The sequence below is a fragment of the Sphingobium sp. B2D3C genome, from assembly GCF_025961835.1.
Classification (GTDB): domain Bacteria; phylum Pseudomonadota; class Alphaproteobacteria; order Sphingomonadales; family Sphingomonadaceae; genus Sphingobium.
Genome location: NZ_JAOQOK010000001.1, coordinates 1,916,698 through 1,934,915, shown reverse-complemented (window position 1 = coordinate 1,934,915; position 18,218 = coordinate 1,916,698). Strand labels below are relative to the sequence as shown.

At 65.1% G+C, this 18,218-nt stretch carries 20 protein-coding genes and 2 tRNA genes; 14 read left to right on the top strand and 8 right to left on the bottom strand.

Features of this window, described 5'->3' with window-relative positions:
• Positions 1–135: 135 nt before the first annotated feature.
• A complete protein-coding gene (locus tag M2339_RS09025; RefSeq protein WP_264586849.1) occupies positions 136–633 on the bottom strand; it encodes a GNAT family N-acetyltransferase in 498 nt (165 codons plus the stop codon).
• A gap of 117 nt (positions 634–750) precedes the next feature.
• Between M2339_RS09025 and leuD the strand changes: the two genes are divergently transcribed.
• The 9 genes from leuD (at position 751) to nadC (ending at position 7,661) form a co-directional block, all read left to right on the top strand.
• Positions 751–1,344: a 3-isopropylmalate dehydratase small subunit gene (leuD, locus tag M2339_RS09020; protein WP_264579379.1), complete on the top strand. Its 594-nt coding sequence runs from the start codon at positions 751–753 to the stop codon at positions 1,342–1,344.
• A 97-nt stretch (positions 1,345–1,441) separates the two neighbouring features.
• Positions 1,442–1,768, top strand: coding sequence for a DUF1476 domain-containing protein (locus M2339_RS09015; RefSeq protein ID WP_264574774.1), 327 nt, complete (start codon positions 1,442–1,444; stop codon positions 1,766–1,768).
• Between the two features lie 12 nt (positions 1,769–1,780).
• The gene (locus tag M2339_RS09010; RefSeq protein ID WP_181559130.1) at positions 1,781–2,014 is read left to right on the top strand and encodes a BolA/IbaG family iron-sulfur metabolism protein; all 234 of its coding nucleotides are present in this window, start codon (positions 1,781–1,783) and stop codon (positions 2,012–2,014) included.
• Positions 2,015–2,060: 46 nt separating this feature from the next.
• On the top strand, positions 2,061–2,390 hold the full coding sequence (gene grxD, locus M2339_RS09005; RefSeq protein ID WP_264586850.1) for a Grx4 family monothiol glutaredoxin: 330 nt from the start codon (positions 2,061–2,063) through the stop codon (positions 2,388–2,390).
• Positions 2,391–2,707: 317 nt separating this feature from the next.
• A complete protein-coding gene (locus M2339_RS09000) occupies positions 2,708–3,592 on the top strand; it encodes an MBL fold metallo-hydrolase (protein WP_413714793.1) in 885 nt (294 codons plus the stop codon).
• 66 nt (positions 3,593–3,658) lie between these two features.
• Positions 3,659–4,423, top strand: coding sequence for a hypothetical protein (locus tag M2339_RS08995; protein WP_264586852.1), 765 nt, complete (start codon positions 3,659–3,661; stop codon positions 4,421–4,423).
• Positions 4,424–4,491: 68 nt separating this feature from the next.
• The gene (gene nadA, locus M2339_RS08990; protein WP_264586853.1) at positions 4,492–5,487 is read left to right on the top strand and encodes a quinolinate synthase NadA; all 996 of its coding nucleotides are present in this window, start codon (positions 4,492–4,494) and stop codon (positions 5,485–5,487) included.
• 16 nt (positions 5,488–5,503) lie between these two features.
• A complete protein-coding gene (locus tag M2339_RS08985) occupies positions 5,504–6,817 on the top strand; it encodes a DUF2254 domain-containing protein (protein ID WP_264586854.1) in 1,314 nt (437 codons plus the stop codon).
• The gene (gene nadC, locus M2339_RS08980; RefSeq protein ID WP_264586855.1) at positions 6,801–7,661 is read left to right on the top strand and encodes a carboxylating nicotinate-nucleotide diphosphorylase; all 861 of its coding nucleotides are present in this window, start codon (positions 6,801–6,803) and stop codon (positions 7,659–7,661) included. The genes M2339_RS08985 and nadC overlap by 17 nt, the downstream gene beginning before the upstream one ends.
• Positions 7,662–7,694: 33 nt before the next feature.
• On the opposite strand, the gene M2339_RS08975 is transcribed toward nadC, so the two are convergent.
• The 7 genes from M2339_RS08975 to aroA form a co-directional block, all read right to left on the bottom strand.
• Positions 7,695–8,102, bottom strand: a complete 408-nt coding sequence (locus M2339_RS08975; protein ID WP_264586856.1) for a DUF4112 domain-containing protein — start codon at positions 8,100–8,102, stop codon at positions 7,695–7,697.
• Positions 8,103–8,179: 77 nt separating this feature from the next.
• Complete coding sequence (locus M2339_RS08970; RefSeq protein ID WP_264586857.1) at positions 8,180–9,670, bottom strand: ABC transporter substrate-binding protein; 1,491 nt, start codon at positions 9,668–9,670, stop codon at positions 8,180–8,182.
• A 116-nt stretch (positions 9,671–9,786) separates the two neighbouring features.
• Positions 9,787–9,873: transfer RNA gene (locus M2339_RS08965), tRNA-Leu, on the bottom strand.
• Between the two features lie 165 nt (positions 9,874–10,038).
• The gene (locus M2339_RS08960) at positions 10,039–10,323 is read right to left on the bottom strand and encodes an integration host factor subunit beta (protein WP_181559138.1); all 285 of its coding nucleotides are present in this window, start codon (positions 10,321–10,323) and stop codon (positions 10,039–10,041) included.
• A 213-nt stretch (positions 10,324–10,536) separates the two neighbouring features.
• Positions 10,537–12,237, bottom strand: a complete 1,701-nt coding sequence (gene rpsA / locus M2339_RS08955) for a 30S ribosomal protein S1 (RefSeq protein ID WP_181559139.1) — start codon at positions 12,235–12,237, stop codon at positions 10,537–10,539.
• A 176-nt stretch (positions 12,238–12,413) separates the two neighbouring features.
• Complete coding sequence (locus M2339_RS08950) at positions 12,414–13,043, bottom strand: (d)CMP kinase (protein WP_264586858.1); 630 nt, start codon at positions 13,041–13,043, stop codon at positions 12,414–12,416.
• Entirely contained in the window at positions 13,040–14,380 is a 1,341-nt protein-coding gene (aroA, locus tag M2339_RS08945) for a 3-phosphoshikimate 1-carboxyvinyltransferase (protein ID WP_264586859.1), read from the bottom strand. The genes M2339_RS08950 and aroA overlap by 4 nt, the downstream gene beginning before the upstream one ends.
• Before the next feature lie 172 nt (positions 14,381–14,552).
• On the opposite strand from aroA, the gene M2339_RS08940 reads away from it, so the two are divergent.
• The 5 genes from M2339_RS08940 (at position 14,553) to ygiD (ending at position 18,200) form a co-directional block, all read left to right on the top strand.
• Positions 14,553–14,882, top strand: a complete 330-nt coding sequence (locus M2339_RS08940) for a TIGR02300 family protein (RefSeq protein ID WP_181559142.1) — start codon at positions 14,553–14,555, stop codon at positions 14,880–14,882.
• A 110-nt stretch (positions 14,883–14,992) separates the two neighbouring features.
• A tRNA-Ala gene (locus M2339_RS08935) sits at positions 14,993–15,068 on the top strand.
• A 315-nt stretch (positions 15,069–15,383) separates the two neighbouring features.
• Positions 15,384–16,586 carry an aromatic ring-hydroxylating oxygenase subunit alpha gene (locus M2339_RS08930; protein ID WP_264569823.1) on the top strand — a complete coding sequence of 401 codons (1,203 nt, stop codon included), beginning with the start codon at positions 15,384–15,386 and terminating at the stop codon, positions 16,584–16,586.
• Positions 16,587–16,730: 144 nt separating this feature from the next.
• A complete protein-coding gene (locus tag M2339_RS08925) occupies positions 16,731–17,216 on the top strand; it encodes a VOC family protein (protein WP_181559144.1) in 486 nt (161 codons plus the stop codon).
• A 201-nt stretch (positions 17,217–17,417) separates the two neighbouring features.
• Positions 17,418–18,200, top strand: a complete 783-nt coding sequence (ygiD, locus tag M2339_RS08920; protein ID WP_264569825.1) for a 4,5-DOPA dioxygenase extradiol — start codon at positions 17,418–17,420, stop codon at positions 18,198–18,200.
• The last annotated feature ends 18 nt before the right edge of the window (positions 18,201–18,218 follow it).

The following is an 18,218-nucleotide window of genomic DNA, read 5'->3' as shown; positions in this document are numbered from 1 at the left end:
CCGGTGCTCTCGGCAGCGCCGCCATGGCCATGGGCCTCGGCCAGTCCGCCGCTGTGCCCGCAAAGGCGGAAAAGCCAGCCGCACGCTGAATGCGCGTGTGACCTTAGACGGGCGCGGACTTCTCAATCTGCGCTGTCAGGCCATCGAAACACGCAGCTTCATGCGGCGACAAGTCTCGTCATAACCGGCCGGATCGGGCGCTTCGACCACCTCGAAGCCTTGCGCGGCCCAATAGCTGTCTGCGCCGTTGACGGCCGTCAGCCAGATTTCATCAACACCCTCGCGACGCGCCTGCGCAACGACTAGCGCCAGCGCAGAGCGCCCGGCGCCACTGCCGCGCGCGTCGGGCAGCAGGGCAAGATCGTGCAGATAATAGCTGCTAGGGTTCTCGGGAATGGCCCCCAGCGGCGCGTTGAAGGCGGGCACGCTGTCCGCTTCCCAAGGGTGGGCGATAAGATAGCCGAGCACGCGCCCGGCGTCCTCGAAGACGAAACAGCCGGCCGGATGCAGGCTGAGGCGCTCGGCGTAGATCGCTTCATCCTCTGTATAGCGGCCATGGACCGCATCGGAGATCGCCTTGACTGCCGCCATGTCACGGGCGCGCATCGGGCGCCATGTGCCGCTTGTTGCCATTGCCTCACCTCCTCCGCACATCGCTGTCGGCCGCCTGCATATCGGGTCGGCATCTTGACGCAAGCGCGCACATCCGCCACTTGACCGGTCAAACAGCCCGTCATCAGCAGGACCAGCATGGAACCCGTCACCACCGTTGAAGGTCGCGCCTATCCCTTCGGCCTGAAGAATGTCGATACCGACATCATCATTCCGGCCGAATGGCTCAAGACCATCAGCCGCACGGGCCTCGGCAAAGGCGCGTTCGAGGCGCTGCGCAAGGAGCCCGGCAATGTGTTCGACGACCCGCGCTATGCCGGCGCGCCGATCATCGTGGCGGGCGACAATTTCGGCTGTGGGTCGAGCCGCGAACATGCCGCCTGGGCGCTGATCGACATGGGCGTGCGGGCCGTCATCGCGCCCAGCTTCTCTGATATTTTCTCGGGCAACGCCTTCAAGAACGGCATCCTGACCGTCGTGTTGCCGCAGGAAGCGGTCGACCGGCTGCTGGAGGTCGCCAAGACCGATCCGATCAGCATCGACCTTGAGAACCAGTCGGTGACGACGCCGTTTCAGGACCGCTTCACTTTCGAGATCGACCCGTTCCGCAAAAGCTGCCTGCTGGGCGGGCTCGACGAGATCGGCCTGACGATGGCGCAGGGCGATACCATCGGGGCGTTCGAGGCGCGCGATGCGCAGACGCGGCCCTGGCTGGTGCCGGCGGCCGCTTGAATTCGACGCGGCGGGGTGTCCCGCGCGTTGCCAAGGGAGCGCCTGCTTCCTAAGTAGAACCTCTATTCAGTTACCTCCAGATGAAGGTGCGTCTTTCATGAGTTCATTCGACGATCGCGAGAAGGCGTTCGAGACCAAGTTCGCCATGGATCAGGAACTCGCGTTCCGGGTCGCTGCCCGGCGCAACCGCCTGCTGGGCGAGTGGGCGGCCGGCCTGATGGGGCTGACCAAGGAAGAGACCGATGCCTATGCCAAGGCGGTCGTGCAGGCGGACTTCGAGGAAGCCGGCGATGAGGACGTGATCCGCAAGGTGATGGGCGATCTTGTATCGGCCGGCGTCGACATGGACGAGCAGCGCGTGCGCACGGCGCTGAGCGACAAGGCCGCCGAGGCGCGTCGCCAGTTCATGCAGGAAGAGAATTGAGGGGCCTTTGACATGCCCATGGCGGCTGGCGATATCGAGGCGATGATCCTCGCGGCTTTCCCGGATGCGACGGTGGAGATCACCGATCTGGCCGGCGATGGCGATCATTATGCGGCGCGGGTCACCTCCGAGAGTTTTCGGGGGATGAATCGTATTGCCCAGCAGCGGGCCGTCTATGCCGCACTCGGCGGGCGCATGGGCGGAGAACTTCACGCCTTGCAACTGACCACGGCCGTTCCCAACTGATAGCGCAGCGCAGGCATCGCGCCGCACTGCTGCCCGGAGACCAGACATGACCGACCCCGTCCACGCCCGCATCGCCGATATCGTCGGCAAGAACGATGTCGTGCTCTTCATGAAAGGCACGCCCTTGTTCCCGCAATGCGGGTTCTCCAGTCGCGCCATTGCCATTCTGGAACGGCTCGGCGCACCCTTCGAGAGCGTGGATGTGCTGCAGGATCAGGAGATCCGCCAGGGCATCAAGAGCTTTTCCGACTGGCCGACCATCCCGCAGCTTTACGTAAAGGGCGAGTTCCTTGGCGGGTCGGACATCATGATGGAAATGTATGAGGCGGGCGAGCTCAAGCAGCTTCTTGCGGAGGAGGGCGTCATCGCCGCCTGACCGAGCTTCCATTTCGTTCTTCAAGCGGGCGCGGGGCAAAAAGCCCGGCGCCCGTTTTGCGTTCGGGCGCCGGAGTTCGGAGGGATTGGGAGACAAAAGGATTGGGGGACAGGCAAGAAGACCGGGTGCCCGTCCCCCAAAGCGGGTGTGTCGACAAGAAAAGCAAGCGCCGTGCCAGTTTCTCCGGGTGAGGAGAGCGGGCGGCGACGCTGGTTAAGGGCGGGGCAAGAGGTTGCGACCTGTAAAGCGCTCCGACAGTTTCGCCCGCATTTCCGCTTGCGCCTTGCAATCGGCGGCGGCCGTGACACATGGAAGAGATGATGCCTGCTGCCCCCAGTCTCGCCGCCGACACCGGCCGGGTCATGCGCCTGTCGCCGCTGGTGCAGCGCGTGCTGGCACCCAATCCCTCGCCCTTCACTTTTGAGGGGACGCAGACCTATCTGGTGGGCAACAGCGACCTTGCCGTAATCGATCCTGGCCCGGATGATCCTGCCCATTTGGATGCACTGGAAGCGGCGATTGCCGGTCGCCCCGTCATTGCTATCGCCTGCACCCACACCCATCGCGATCACAGCCCGGCGGCGCGGCCGTTGGCACAGCGCATTGGCGCGCCGATCATCGGCTGCGCGCCGCTCACTTTGGAGGATGACGGGCCGCGCGCCGATGCGGCGTTCGACCCCGATTACAGTCCCGACCGGGTGCTGGCGGAGGGCGAGCAAATCGTGGGCACGGGCTGGATTCTTACCGCGCTGGCGACGCCCGGCCACACCTCCAATCATCTGTGCTACGCGCTCGAGGAAGAAGCGGCGCTGTTCACCGGCGATCATGTGATGAGCTGGTCCACCAGCGTCGTCTCGCCGCCGGATGGCGACATGAGCGATTATCTCGGCTCGCTGGAGCGCCTCGTCGCCCGCTCGGACAGCATCTATTATCCAGCCCATGGCGAACCGGTGACGCAGCCCCAGCGTTTCGCTCGCGGCATGCTGGGGCATCGGCGGATGCGGGAAGGGCAGATCCTGCGCATTCTGGAGCGGCAGGGCGCCGTCACCATCCCGGATTTCGTCGCGAGCATGTATGTGGGCCTCAATCCGCGCCTGCATGGCGCCGCCGGACGATCCGTGCTCGCCCATCTCATCGATCTGCAACGGCGGGGGCTGGTCAAAGACAGTGCGGACGGGGTCTGGGCGAGGGTGTTGATTTAGGCGCTTGACGGGACGCGCGAACAGGATCAGCTTCCCTGCCGTCCAGGCAACGGTGGGGGGACCGTCATGGCAACACTTGCTTCAGGCATCAGATCCGAGATCGAGCGCGAGCGCAGCTTCTTCCTCAAATTGGCGCTGGCGATGGCCTTTGTCCTTGTGGCGGGCTTCTCATTCAATGTCGCCGCCGGCCGCTCGACCTTCGCCGCGCCGCTGCTGCTTCATGTCCACGCGCTGGTTTTCTTCGGCTGGCTGGTTCTTTTCGTCACCCAATCTTTTCTGGCGGCTAGCGGCTCGGTGCGCCTGCACCGGCGACTTGGTGTGCTCGCGCTGCTCTGGGTGCCGGTCATGGTCGTGCTGGGTCTGGCGGTGACGCGTCATTCGGTGCGCGCAATCGGCGGGCCTCCTTTCTTCGATACTAATGAATTTCTCTTCGGCAACAGCATCGGCCTGCTGGCTTTCGCGCTCACCGTCGGGGCGGCGCTCGTCATGCGCGCCCGTCCCGACTGGCACCGGAGGCTGATGTGCGGCGCCATGGCCGGGCTGACCGGCCCCGGCTTCGGGCGGCTGCTGCCGATGCCGTTCCTCATCCCCTGGGGCTGGTGGGTCGCGGCTGTCGTGGCGCCCATGATGTTCATCCTGGTCGGCATGGTCTGGGACTGGCGGCGCAAAGGGCGCATCCACGCCGCATGGCTGTGGGGAGCGGGCATCCTGATCGGCAGCCAGCTCATGGCCGATGCCATCGCCTACAGCCCGATGGGCCTTGCCATCACGCGCGATATGGTCGCCGGGACACCCGGTGCGATGCGCGATATGCGGGCCTTCTTCCCCTGAGCGCGGTTAGAGGTTGATCGACGGGCGCTTCGTGGCCATCTCCGCCGCATGACAAAGGAGATTCGGTGATGGATGCACGCGGCGGGATCGGCGGAAGTCTTGCGGGGCTGGACCTGCTGGAGGAGATCAATCGCCTGCGCAAGGAGCGCAATGCGGTCATACTCGCGCATTATTACCAGAAGCCGCAGATCCAGGACCTGGCCGACTTTGTCGGCGACAGCCTTGAGCTATCCCGCAAGGCGGCCGAGACGGATGCGGACGTGATCGCATTTTGCGGCGTGCGCTTCATGGCCGAGACGGCGAAGATCCTCAGCCCCGAGAAGATCGTGATCCTGCCGGACATGGACGCAGGCTGTAGCCTGGAAGACAGCTGCCCGCCAGCCCAGTTCAAGGCCTTCCGCGAGGCACATCCCGATCATATCGCCCTCAGCTACATCAATTGCTCGGCGGAGGTAAAGGCGCTGAGCGATATCATCGTCACCAGCTCGTCTGCCGAGAAGATTCTGAGCAAGCTCCCCAAGGACCAGAAGATCATCTTCGGGCCGGATAAGCATCTGGGCGGCTATCTCGCGCGCAAGCTGGGGCGTGAGATGCTGCTCTGGCCGGGCGTGTGCATCGTGCATGAGAGCTTCAGCGAGACTGAGCTGCTCAAGCTCAAGGCCATGCACCCTGGCGCGCCGGTTGCGGCCCACCCCGAATGCCCGCCGGCTATCATCGATCATGCCGATTATGTCGGCTCGACCAGCGGCATCCTGCAATATGCCAAGGACATGCCCGGCGACACGCTGATCGTCGCGACCGAGCCGCACATCATCCACCAGATGGAAAAGGCGATCCCCGAAAAGCGCTTCGTCGGCGCGCCGGGTGCGGACGGCAACTGCAACTGCAACGTCTGCCCCTATATGGCGCTCAACACGCTGGAGAAGCTCTACATCGCGCTCCGCGATCTCCAGCCGCGCATCGAGATGGATGAGCAGCTGCGGGTCGCCGCGAAGAAGAGCCTCGACCGGATGCTGGATCTTGCCAGCGATACGGTCGGGCAGGGCGACGTGGGAGCACGGTGAGCGGGGAGCCGCCCCGGTGATCGTCCGCCTGCGCTCGCTCTGGCTGAACGTTAACGCGAGCTATTGGTTCTATCCGGCGCTGTTCACGATGCTCGCCCTCGCGCTGGCGATCGTCACCATCGACATCGATCGCTCGGGGCAGGCCGCCCATCTCGTCAAGTTCGTGGATGCTGCGCGGCCGGAAGGGGCGCGCAACGTCCTCAACGTCATTGCCGGATCGATGATCGGCGTGGCGTCGACCGTTTTCTCGATCACCATAGCCGCCGTGGTCTATGCCTCGGGTAATTACGGCCCGCGCCTGCTCATCAATTTCATGGAAGATCGCGGCAACCAGCTCTCGCTGGCGACGTTCATCGGCACGTTCGTCTATGCCGTCATGGTGCTGCGGGTCGTCCGGGAGGCGGCGGAATCCAGCGTCGATGTGGGGTTCGTGCCGCAACTCTCGCTGGTCATCGCGACCGGCCTGATGCTGATTTCCATCGGCGTGCTGGTTTTCTTCCTCAATCATGTGCCGGCCAGCATCCGCATCAATTCCGTGCTTGAGGAGATCGGACGGCGCCTGACCGAGGAAGTGCGCCAGCGCTTTCCGAAAGAGGGCGACGAGGTGGAGATGATGGCGTTGTCCGACGGGCAGATCGTGCCGGCGACGGGCAGCGGCTATATCCAGATCGTCGATTTCTCAGGCCTGGCTGACGTTGCCCGCGAGCACAAATGCCGCGTGGTCATGCGCCTGCGTCCCGGCGATTTTGTGCATCCCGAGATTGGCCTGATGTCCGTCCACGGCTGTCATGTGGATGATGAGATGGCCGAGCAACTGCGGGACTGTTTCTCACTCGCTGGATTTCGGTCTCCGGCGCAGGACATCGAATTTCTGATCGACGAGCTGGTCGAGATTGGCTTGCGCGCCCTGTCGCCTGGCATCAACGATCCCTTCACGGCGGTGACGGCGATGCATTGGCTCGGCGCTTCGATGAGCGAACTTGCCCGGCGCGATCTGCGCAGCAGGCCGGGAGAGGAAGAAGAAGACTGGCAGCGTGTCATTCCGCTTAATGACGATTTCGACCATTTCCTGCGGCGCGGGTTCGGCTCCCTGCGCTCGGCCGCCGCAACCAGCCCTATTGCTGCGGCGCAGTTTCTCGATTGTCTGCTGGGCATTTCCGCCGGCCTCGTCTCGCAGCCCCGGCGGGAGGCGCTGCGGCTGGAAGGCGAGCGGTTGATGGCGCAGGCGCGGATCGCGCTGGCCGGTCCCTCCCTCGCTGAGCTTGAGGAACGCTCTTGCGCTTTCGAGGCGGCGATGAAAAAGCGAGCGCATCATGCCCTTCACACTTGACCGCTTCGACCTCGACGCCTTCGTCGCCGCCACCCTCGCCGAGGACCTTGATGGTCCGGTCAATGGGGGCGGGCGGGATGTGACGTCGCAGAGCGTCATCCCCGCAGACGCGGTGTTCAGCGGTGTGATGGACAGCCGCGACGCGGTGACGGTTGCGGGCCTGCCGTTGGCCGAAGCCTTCTTCCGTGCGCTCGATCCCGATGTCGAGATCACGCTGCTCGTCGCGGATGGTGATCAGGTGCCGGCCGGCACCGACCTCATGCGCCTGAAGGGCCGCGCACGCGCGATGCTCACCGCGGAGCGGTCGGCGCTCAACACGGTGCAGCACTTGACCGGCATCGCTACGATGACGCGGGCTTATGTGGACCGCATTGCCGGCACCGGAGCGACGCTGCTCGATACCCGCAAGACGATCCCCGGCCTGCGCGTGCTGGAGAAATACGCGACGCGCATGGGCGGCGCGAAAAACCACCGCATGGGCCTGTGGGATGCGGCGATGATCAAGGACAATCACGTCGCCGTCGCCGGATCGGTGGAAGAGGCGGTGCGCCGGGCAGTGGCTGCCGGGATTGCCGAGGTGATCGTGGAGGTCGACCGGATCGACCAGATCGAGCCGGCCATCGCGGCCGGGGCGACGCATCTGCTGCTGGATAACATGTCGCCGGGCGTTCTGCGCGGCGCTGTCACGCTGGTTGGAAAGCGCGTTCCCACGGAGGCCTCTGGCGGGGTTACGCTGGAGACCATCCGCGCTATCGCCAGCACGGGCGTCGATTATGTCAGTGTCGGGCGATTGACCCAGTCGGCACCAGCGGCAGATATCGGCCTCGATTTCAGCAATATCTAGGCTCAAGGCGCCGAAGAATGGCGCTTGGCTTGTTTAGCCTTCGATGATCGCCGTCTGGGGATGGTGCTTGTCGAGATGCTTGCGGATGATCCGCAGGTTGCGCGTGTTCGAGCGGAACATGACGTCGAAGGCATCGCCGACCAGTGGAACCGCGCCGATTGCGGTGTCGAAGGCGACATTGCCGCTCATCCGCAGCAACTGCCAGCGCGGCATCCCGAGATTACGGGCCTCCCATACAATCCATGCGCCCATGGCCGCTGCGAGAAGATCGCCGACGATGGGAATGATGCCGAGCATGGCGTCCAGCCCGACGCGGATGCGCGTCCCGGGGATCACCATCGCATTTTCGAGCACCTGCTCCATCATCTCGATGCGGCGGCGCACCGCATGGGGATCGCGCCCGAGCCGCGAACTGGCGAGGCTCTCAAACTGTCTCGCCATCTCTTCAGCAGCGTTATGCGGTTTCGCCCGGGCCATCCACGTTCCTTTGCAGGCTGCCTTGCTGGCAGCGCGAAGGATTAGTTGGGGACGGTGATCAGCGCATTCAATGGATGAACTCCGCGCGAAGAGGGTTTGAAGTTGGTCAGCCGCTGCCCGACGAGCGACCAGCGGATGGGACGACCGAGCGGAATGAACCCGCTGAACGCCACCGTCGCTTCCTCCGCTTCCGCCAGCAACTGGGCGCGCTCCTCGTCATTCTGGCTCTTGCGGGCCTCGGCGAGGCGGCTGGCCACGCGCGGATCGCACAGGAACCCGGCCGAACAATCGAGGCGGGCGAGATACCAGAACGCACTGTCAAAGGGCGCGACCTCGTCGATCAGCCGCAGATCGGCGGGCTGATCGATGGCCACCCGATCGAGTTGCAATCCGGCCTGTCCAAAGTCTTGAACCAGGCGCAGGAACAGCACGGAGGCGCCTGATCCGTCCGGCAAGGCGATCCGTAGAACCGGCGGATCGCCCTTGTCCGCCCGCCAGCGGTCGATGATCCGCCGGGCGGATTCGACGCGCTCCTCGCGCGAGCGGCCGGACCATGCCGGTGCGCTCGGCAGGCGGTTCAGTTCATAAGAGGCCGGGAGCGGGTAGGTGGCGGTCCGCCAGCCCGGCAGGCCCAGAACCTCGGCGAGCTTGTCCCGGTCGACAAGGCGGGCGAGCGCGTCGCGCACCGGTACGTCCGCGAGGAAGGACGACGTGCTCGTAAAGGCGAGGCCGAACAGGCCCTCGACCGGGTCGACCTGCGCATCGGCCATGTTGAGGCCGGCCGCGTCGATCAAGGGCAGGTGCTGGAAGCGCCCGCCCAGCACGAGATCGGTATGGCGAGCGCGGAAGCGGACGAGAGCCAGCGACGCGCGCTCGGCGCGCACTTCCCGCCGCTCGACCAGGGGCGCGGCTTCGCTCTCGGGCTCGCCCTCGGTCGGCTCCTCGATCGCGGCTGTCGCGGGTGCCAGGACGACCGGCCCGCCCTTGGCAACCGGCTCACGGCGATAGGGGCCGGTGCCGTCGCCCGAGCGGGTCATTACCGCAAGGTCCGGTTGAGCGAGCAATTGCAGGAAGGCGGGGAGGCTCATGTCGAGCCTTATTTCGATGACCCGGTCGGTCATCGCGCGCACATCGGGGGTAAGGCCCGCCAGCAGCAGCGGATTGGCGCGCATCCGCTCGCGCAGAAGCCGGGCGACCTCATCGGCATGGACCGGCTTGCCGTCCGCCCAGTGCAGCCGCTTCAGCCGGAAGATGTAGCTCTGGCCGCCATCCTCGACGATCCAGCTTTCCGCCAGCGCGCCGACAATGTCGCCGCGCGCGTCGAAGCTGAGCAGCCCTTGCGCGGTCGAGGCGAGGATCAGCCGGGCTGCCGGTGCATTGCCGTGGCGCAGCGGCTGGGCGAGCGCTTCGCTCTGGCCGATCACGTCCACCCGAACGGTGCGGTTATCGCGCGGGCTGTTGCATCCCGCCGTGGCGAGCACGGCCAATGCCAGCAGGGGGCGGACCCAGGTTCGCGCGGGGCGGGTGCCCATCGCCTTTCACTCCCTGTTCGGACAAGAATCCATCGACGTTACAGGGAGGCCGTAGCCTGCCGACGCGATTCGTCCAACCATGGCTGCGCTTGAAAGGGGGGACATCGCGTTCGCTATGGTGCGGACGGCGGGACTTGAACCCGCACTCTCAGATGAGAAGCAGATTTTAAGTCTGCTGCGTCTACCGATTTCGCCACGTCCGCAAGCACATGGGGATGCGCGAACGCCCATGCCATGCACGGCAGGACGGTTCCAGCCCTTATCAAGCGCCGGGTGAAGGACATGCTGTGCGCGGAATGACCGCAACCCGGCCGATGCGCTGCCGCATGGCCGGGCTGCCGGATCGTCAAAGGCTCAGGTGATGGTGCTCAGTCGCCGGCATTCAGGCGAATGCGCATTTCCTTGCCTGGCTTGAAGTGCGGCACGCGCTTGGGCGGTACCACCACCGAATCGCCGGTGCGGGGATTGCGCCCCGTGCGCCCGTCCCGGGCGCGGGTGGTGAAGGCGCCGAATCCACGCAGTTCTACCCGGCCCCCTTCGGCCAGGCGCGCGGTAATCGAGTCGAAAACGATATCCACGATGCGGTCGACTTCCTGCCCGCTGAGGTCAGGATGAAGAAGCGCAAGCTTTTGAACGAGCTGAGAACGAATCATCTCTGCTACTTTCCGAAAAGGCCGAAGCCGTCCCCCATAATCCGGAAGTGCCCCGAGTCCCCCTTCGTTGCGTTTTCCGTGACTCGCGCGATGCGCCAACATCGGCGTGCAATCAAGAAAAATCCCCGCAGAACGCCGGAAACGGAACGGGCCGGCCGATTGCTCGACCGGCCCACTGCCGCAATTATTAGAGGGTGGGAAAAGCCCCGGCGATCAGTTCTTCGCCTTGAGCGCCTCACCCAGAATGTCGCCCAGCGACGCGCCGCTGTCGGACGAACCGTACTGCGCGACAGCCTGCTTCTCTTCGGCGATCTGGAGCGCCTTGACCGAGAAGTTCGGCTTCTTGGAGCGGTCGAAACCGATCACCAGTGCGTCGAACTTCTGGCCGACCTGGAAGCGCTCGGGGCGCTGCTCGTCGCGGTCGCGGCCAAGGTCGCTGCGCTTGATGAAGCCGGTCACGCCGTCGTCGCCAGCCTGAACTTCCAGGCCGCCGTCGCGGACTTCCAGAACGGTCACGGTCACGGTCTCGTTCTTGTTGAGGCCGGTGCCACGCACCGCGCCAGCTGCCGGCGCACCCTTTTCGAGCTGCTTCATGCCGAGGCTGATGCGTTCCTTCTCGACGTCCACGTCAAGCACGATGGCCTGAACGGTCTCGCCCTTGCGGTGCAGGTTGAGCGCGTCCTCGCCGGAGATGCCCCACGCGATGTCGGACATGTGAACCATGCCGTCGACGTCGCCGTCCAGGCCGATGAACAGGCCAAACTCGGTGGCGTTCTTGACTTCGCCCTCGACCTGGCTGCCGACCGGGTGACGCTCGGCAAAGCTCTCCCAGGGGTTGGACTGGGCCTGCTTGAGGCCAAGGCTGATGCGACGCTTCTCGGCATCGACCTCGAGCACCAGAACTTCCACTTCCTGGCTCGTCGAAACGATCTTGCCGGGGTGGACGTTCTTCTTGGTCCAGGACATTTCCGAAACGTGGACCAGACCCTCGATGCCGGGCTCCAGCTCGACGAACGCACCATATTCGGTAATGTTCGTGACGCGGCCGGAGAGCTTGGCGCCGATCGGGTACTTGGCCGATGCGCCTTCCCACGGATCGCTCTCGAGCTGCTTCATGCCGAGGCTGATGCGCTGCGTGTCGCGGTTGATGCGGATGATCTGCACCTTCACCGTGTCGCCGATGTTGATCATCTCGCTCGGGTGGTTGATTCGCTTGTAGCTCAGGTCCGTGACGTGCAGCAGGCCGTCAATGCCGCCCAGATCAACGAACGCACCGTAATCGGTGATGTTCTTGACCACGCCCTCGATGATCTGGCCTTCGCTCAGCGTCTGGATGAGGCCGCTGCGCTGCTCGGCGCGGGTCTCTTCCAGGATCGCGCGACGCGACACGACGATGTTGCCACGACGACGGTCCATCTTGAGGATCTGGAAGGGCTGCGGAATGTCCATGAGCGGGGTGACGTCGCGCACGGGGCGGATGTCGACCTGGCTGCCGGGCAAGAAGGCCACGGCGCCGTCGAGATCGACGGTGAAGCCGCCCTTGACGCGGCCGAAGATGACACCCTCAACGCGGGCGCTCTCGGCGAATTCGGATTCCAGCTTGTCCCACGCGGCTTCGCGGCGGGCGCGGTCGCGCGAGAGCATGGCCTCGCCATTGCTGTTCTCGACGCGGTCGACATAGACCTCGACTTCGTCGCCAACCTTCAGATCGGCCTTCTGGCCGGGCATGGCGAACTCGCGCAGCGGCACGCGGCCTTCGCTCTTGAGGCCCACGTCGATGACGGCGAGGTCGTTTTCGATGCCGGTGACGGTGCCCTTGACCACGCGGCCTTCAAAGCCGCCGTCTGCACCACCAAGAGATTCATTGAGAAGCGCGGCAAAATCATCGCGCGTCGGGTTTGCCTGAGAGGCCATGTGAGAGTTCCTTCAAGTCGTTGCTGGCCAACCGGTTGTCTCCGGTGGTCTTTGGCCAAACTGCCCGAACGACCTCATGCCGGCCGGGCATTCACCAGGCGGCGCGAAGGCGATCACTCGTGCTTTGGGAAAAGCAAAAGGGCGCCTCGCAACGCGAAGCGCCTCATCCAAGCCGTCTAATGGCGACTCTTCAGGCGAGCGTCCACCAGCGCGATCGCATGCTGAACGGCGGCGTCTATACTCAAATTGCTGGTATCCAGCAAGTCCGCATCTTGGGCCTGCTTCAGGGGCGCATCGGCGCGCTGCATGTCCCGCGCGTCACGCTCGGCGAGGTCGGCGGAGAGAGCCTCCAGCGCGACGGGATGGCCATGGGCGGAAAGCTCCGCATGGCGGCGCTGCGCGCGCACCGCAAGGCTGGCGGTGACGAACAATTTGGCGTCGGCATCCGGCGCGATCACCGTGCCGATATCGCGCCCGTCGAGTACCGCGCCGCCCGGCTGTGCGGCGAAGGCGCGCTGGCGCTCCAGCAGCGCCGCGCGCACCTGCGGGTGGCGAGAGACGCGGCTGGCGAGGGGGCCGGCTTCCTCCGACCGCAGTGCCGGATCGGTGAGCAGGCTGTCCGGAAAAGCGCAGGCCGCTGCGGCGTCGGCCGGATTGTCGGCATCGCCGCCCTGCCGCGCGACTGTCACGCCGACGGCGCGATACAGCAAGCCCGTGTCGAGATGGGGCAGGCCGTAATGCCGCGCCAGTGCCCGCGCGATCGTGCCCTTGCCGGAGGCGGCGGGACCATCGACGGCAATGATCATGCCGCGCCCTTGAGCGTGGCCAGCATGTCGGTGAAGCCGGGAAAGCTCGTCGCGACCGGGCTCATATCGTCGATGATGAGGCCGCCGCGCGTGTGATGACCGGCGACCGCGAAGCTCATCGCGATGCGGTGATCGAGATCGGCACCGATCGTCGGCGGTTCATTGCCGCCGTCCAGCGGCTCGCCACCGCGCCCGTGGATGATGAGGCCGTCGGGTGTCTCCTCTACCGACACGCCGAGGCGGGCGAGGCCGTGCGCCATCAGGGCGAGTCGGTCCGATTCCTTTACGCGCAGCTCGTCCAGCCCGGTGGTGCGGGTGGTGCCCTGTGCGCAGGCCGCCGCGACGAAGAAGATCGGGAATTCATCGATCATGCTCGGCGCGACCTCGGGCGGCACGTCGATGCCTGTGAGCGTGCTGTGGCGCGCGACGATATCCGCGACCGGCTCGCCACCGACTTCCCGCTGGTTGGTCAGCGTAAGGTCCGCCCCCATCGCCTGCAGCATGGCGAACAGGCCGGTGCGGGTGGGGTTCATGCCGACATTGGTGACGGTGATGTCCGATCCCGGCGTGATCAGCGCCGCGACCACGGGGAAGGCGGCGGAGGAGGGGTCGCCCGGCACCACCAATGTCTGCGGCTCGAGTTCCGCCTCACCGGTTAGCGAGATGATCCGCGTGCCGTCCGCCTCGGTCTCCACGGTCAGGTCCACCCCGAAGCCGCGCAGCATCCGCTCACTGTGGTCGCGCGTCGGCACCGGCTCGATGACGCGGGTGATGCCCGGCGTATTGAGTCCGGCCAGCAGCACCGCCGATTTGACCTGCGCCGAGGCGACCGGCAGCCGGTACTCGATCGGCACCGCCGGGGCGATGCCGCGCATGGTCAGCGGCAGGCGGCCGCCCGGCGAGGTCATGAACTCGGCGCCCATCAGCCCGAGCGGTGTGGTCACGCGGCCCATTGGGCGCTTGCTGAGCGAGGCGTCGCCCACGAAGGTCGCGGTGAGATCATGGCTCGCCAGCAGGCCCATCAGCAGGCGCGTGGAGGTGCCGCTATTGCCCATGTCGAGCGCGGTCGCGGGCTGCGTCAGGCTGCCGACGCCGACGCCATGAATGCGCCACACGCCGTCCTCGCCGCGCGTGATCTGCGCGCCGAGCGCCCGCATCGCCGCCGCCGTTGCCAGCACGTCCTCGCCTTCCAGCAGGCCGGAGACGCAGCTCTCGCCCACCGCCAGCGCGGACAACATCAGGGATCGGTGGGAAATGCTCTTGTCGCCGGGCACGGTCACCGTGCCACGCAGCGGAGCACCAGGCTCGAAGAGCATGTTGCGCGCAATGTCAGTCATGAAAATCAGGTCCGAAAAATGGCCGTCGCTGCGCGGAGCAGGAGGGCGGGCAATAAAAATGGCGAACTGCTTTTGACAGTGCCCGCCCGCTATGGCAAGGCGCCCCACACTTCGCGGCAGGCCTGCCTGTCCGCGCACTTGGCTATTACTCTCTGGAAGGATGAGGCGGCACATGGTGAAGCCTGAATGGGGATCGAAGCGGACCTGCCCCAAATGCGCAACGCGCTTCTATGATCTGGGCAAGGACGAGCCCGTGACATGCATCGAATGCGGCAATGTCTGGACGCCCGAGCCCGTGCTCAAGTCCAAGCAGCCGCTGCCCTTCGAGGAAGCGCCGCAGAAGGTCGCGGCCGGTGCGGATACGGAAAGCACGGCGGACGATGATCTGGACATCGACATCGACGTCGATGAGGCCGAAGGCTCGCCCGACAACGACGTCGATCTCGGCGGCGACGACGATCTCGGCGTCGATGCCGGCGACGATAACGACGAAGAAAACTGAGCGCGCAGGAAAGATTGCGCGCCATAAAAAATGGACTTGCAGCGAGGCAGAGCCTGACCTAAAGGCAGCGCCTCGCCGCGACGGACCCACCCGTCGCCGCTGCAATGATCGGGGCCGTAGCTCAGCTGGGAGAGCGCTACACTGGCAGTGTAGAGGTCAGGGGTTCGATCCCCCTCGGCTCCACCATTTCCCTTAATCGAAAGTCTGTTGAGCGCTATAGAGCGTGCCCCGTCGTGAATGCGCGGCGTCGGGCCAGCGCCGCGTCCGGAACGCACCCCAACCTCTCTTATTGATGGCGACCGGGCTACCCGCGCAGCTTCGCGTCACCCGGTCCACCCTGCTTCCCTCGACAAAAAGTTGGTCGCCCGGCGCAAAGCCAGTGGGGGCGGCGCTTGGTACACATCTTCTCAGCCTGGGGTGCTTCGCGCTGCATGGCGGTTCTGGCTGAGGGTCGGGACTGAACGCGCGGCGCGGCATGGACGCCAATTGCGAGGATGTGACATGACTCTTCTGACCGACAAGTTCTTCGACAGCTTTGCCTCCTCGGTGAAGCCCACGGAAGAGGCGGAGACGCTGCCGCCGGAGATATACACGAGTCAGGAGTTCTACGAGTTCGAGAAGGACGCGCTGTTTTATCGCGAATGGCTGTGCGTCGGGCGGGACGAGTGGATCGCGGATGTCGGGGATTTCTTCACGACCAGCCACGCCAATGAGCCGATCATCATTTCGCGCGGGCGGGACGGGGAGATCAAGGCCATGTCTGCCGTGTGCCAGCACCGCGCCATGCTGGTGGCGGAAGGCAAGGGCAATACGCGCGGTTTCACCTGCCCCTATCACCACTGGTCCTATGATCTGGACGGCAAGCTGGTCGGCGCACCGGCGATGGGCCGCACCTGCAATTTCGACAAGGCGCAGTATAATCTGCCCAAGCTCAAGGTGGAGCTGTGGCACGGCTTCATCTTCGTCAATTTCGATCCGGAAGCGGAATCGCTGGCCTCGCGCATGGGGCCGATCGAGCCGGTAGTGGCGAATTACGAGTTTGCCAGCCTGCGCGGCCCCGAGCCGCTGTCCCACGAATATCCGTGGAACTGGAAGGTCCAGTTCGAGAATAACAATGATGGTTATCATGCCAGCCGGCTTCACCAGGGGCTGCACGATTTCGTCCCGAGTTCGCTGGCGAGCTTCCCCGAAGTGCCGCGCGAGACGGCGGGCTATTATCGCCTCAACGGGTCCACGCACCCCAATGCGAGCTTCAACCCCACCGAGAAGGCGCTGCTGCCGGTCTTCCCCAAGCTGACGGAGGAGGAGCAGAGCCGGCTGCTGTTCGTGAACCTGCCGCCGACGCTGTCGCTGGTCGTGCTCAACGATGTGGTGATCTACCTCATCATGGATGCGCGTTCGCCGACCACGCACGGCCTGACCTTCGGCAGCCTCTATCATCCCAGCGCCTTCGAGGACCCGGAGTTCGAGGAAAAGCGCCGGATCAATGACGAGCACACGGCGGATATCGTCGCGCAGGATCTGCACGTCGATCTGCTGGTGCAGCAGGGGCTCTCGTCCCGCTTCGCCCCGCGCGGGCGCTACAGCTGGCAGGAAGATGCGCAGCGCCAGCTCAATGTGTGGCTGGTGGACCGCTACCAGCAGGAGTGGGACCGTCGTCGCGGCCCCTCGGCGCCGGTCACGCGGTTGCACGCAACCTCCTGATCTCGCCGGCGGCGGGGCAGGGCCTCGCCGCGACGGGCTGAGGCCCGAAATCAAAACATTGTTCGCAGGAGACACAGCTTCGCGTCCGCCGCGCTGCCTAACTGGCGCGGCGGCCGAAAGGCTTGTGTCCAGTCAGAGGTGATGATGACCAATTCGCTTATTTTCTTCGATATTCCCGCCGACGATCCCAATGCTGCCGGCGAATTCTACGCGCAGGTCTTCGGCTGGGAGAATGATCCCCGCCCGATGGGCGTCTATCACCGCATGGTGCCGGGCGGCTTCTTCAAGAAGAAGGACGGGACGGACAGCGAGATCGGCAATCTCCATATGGGCATCGCCAAGGTCGACAATATGCGCCCGCATCCCGACCCGGCAGGCGTCGCGCCGCGCCATATCGCCAGCGATGGCCGCAAGCCGCGCATCTGGGTGTTGATCAGCGACGATGATTCGGCGGATCGAATCCTGGCGACGGCGCAGGAGCTGGGCGCGACCCTGCTGTGGCGCGACCATTATTGGGCCGAGTTCAACGGCTATAACCACTGCTTCGTCGACCCGTGGGGCAATGAGATCCTGCTGTGGGGCAAGGCGGGCGAGAATCCGCAGATTCCCGAGACGTTCACCAAGGAATGAGGGGTGCGCGCGGCCCGCTTGGCGGGTTGGCGGAACAACATGTTGTGCGCCAATCTGCAAGACCGGGCCGCGACCCTTCCCATAGCCTCCAGTCATCCAATGCAACGGCCCGAGCGGCAAGCATGAGGCAAAAGCGACCATGAGCCTACAAGTTCAACCCTGTCCGTCCGCAAGGTGCGCCTGCGCAGCGGGAGACGGACAATGAGCCGCCTGCCGCTGATCTTCTTCGGTCATGGCAGCCCCATGGTGGCGCTCGAGCAGAGCAGCACCACGCAGGCCTGGCAGGGCATCGCACAGAGCATCGGCAAGCCCAAGGCGATCCTGTGCATCTCGGCGCACTGGCTGACACGCGGCACGGCCGTGACGGCGATGGCGCAGCCCCGCACGATCCATGATTTCGGCGCCTTTCCGCAGGCCTTGTTCGACATGCAATATCCGGCGCCCGGCGATCCCGCCCTGGCGCGGCGCGTTGCCGAACTGCTCGATCCGGTGCCGGTCCATATGGATGCCAATTGGGGCCTGGATCATGGCACCTGGACGGTGCTCGTCCACGCCTATCCCGAGGCCGATATTCCGGTCGTGCAGCTGGGCATGGACGTGAATGCCACGCCCGAGCAGCATTGGAAGATCGGCCAGATGCTCCGCCCGCTGCGCGACGAGGGCGTGCTCATCATGGGCACCGGCAACATCGTCCACAATCTGCCGGCGATGGACTGGAACAACCCGGATGCCGAGCCCTATCCGTGGGCCGACCGGTTCAACAGCACGATGCTGGACGCCGTGGTCGCGGATCGCCCGCAGACGGTCATCGATTTCGCGGCGCTGGGCGACGATGCCCGCCTGTCGGTGCCGACGCCCGACCATTTCTGGCCGCTGCTCTATGTGCTGGGTGCGCGTCATCCGGGTGAGGAAGCGCAGCTGCACCCCAATTTCATCCATCACAAGTCGCTCGGCATGACGAGCATCCTCATCGGGGCTTCCTGAGCCTCCACAAACCCAACA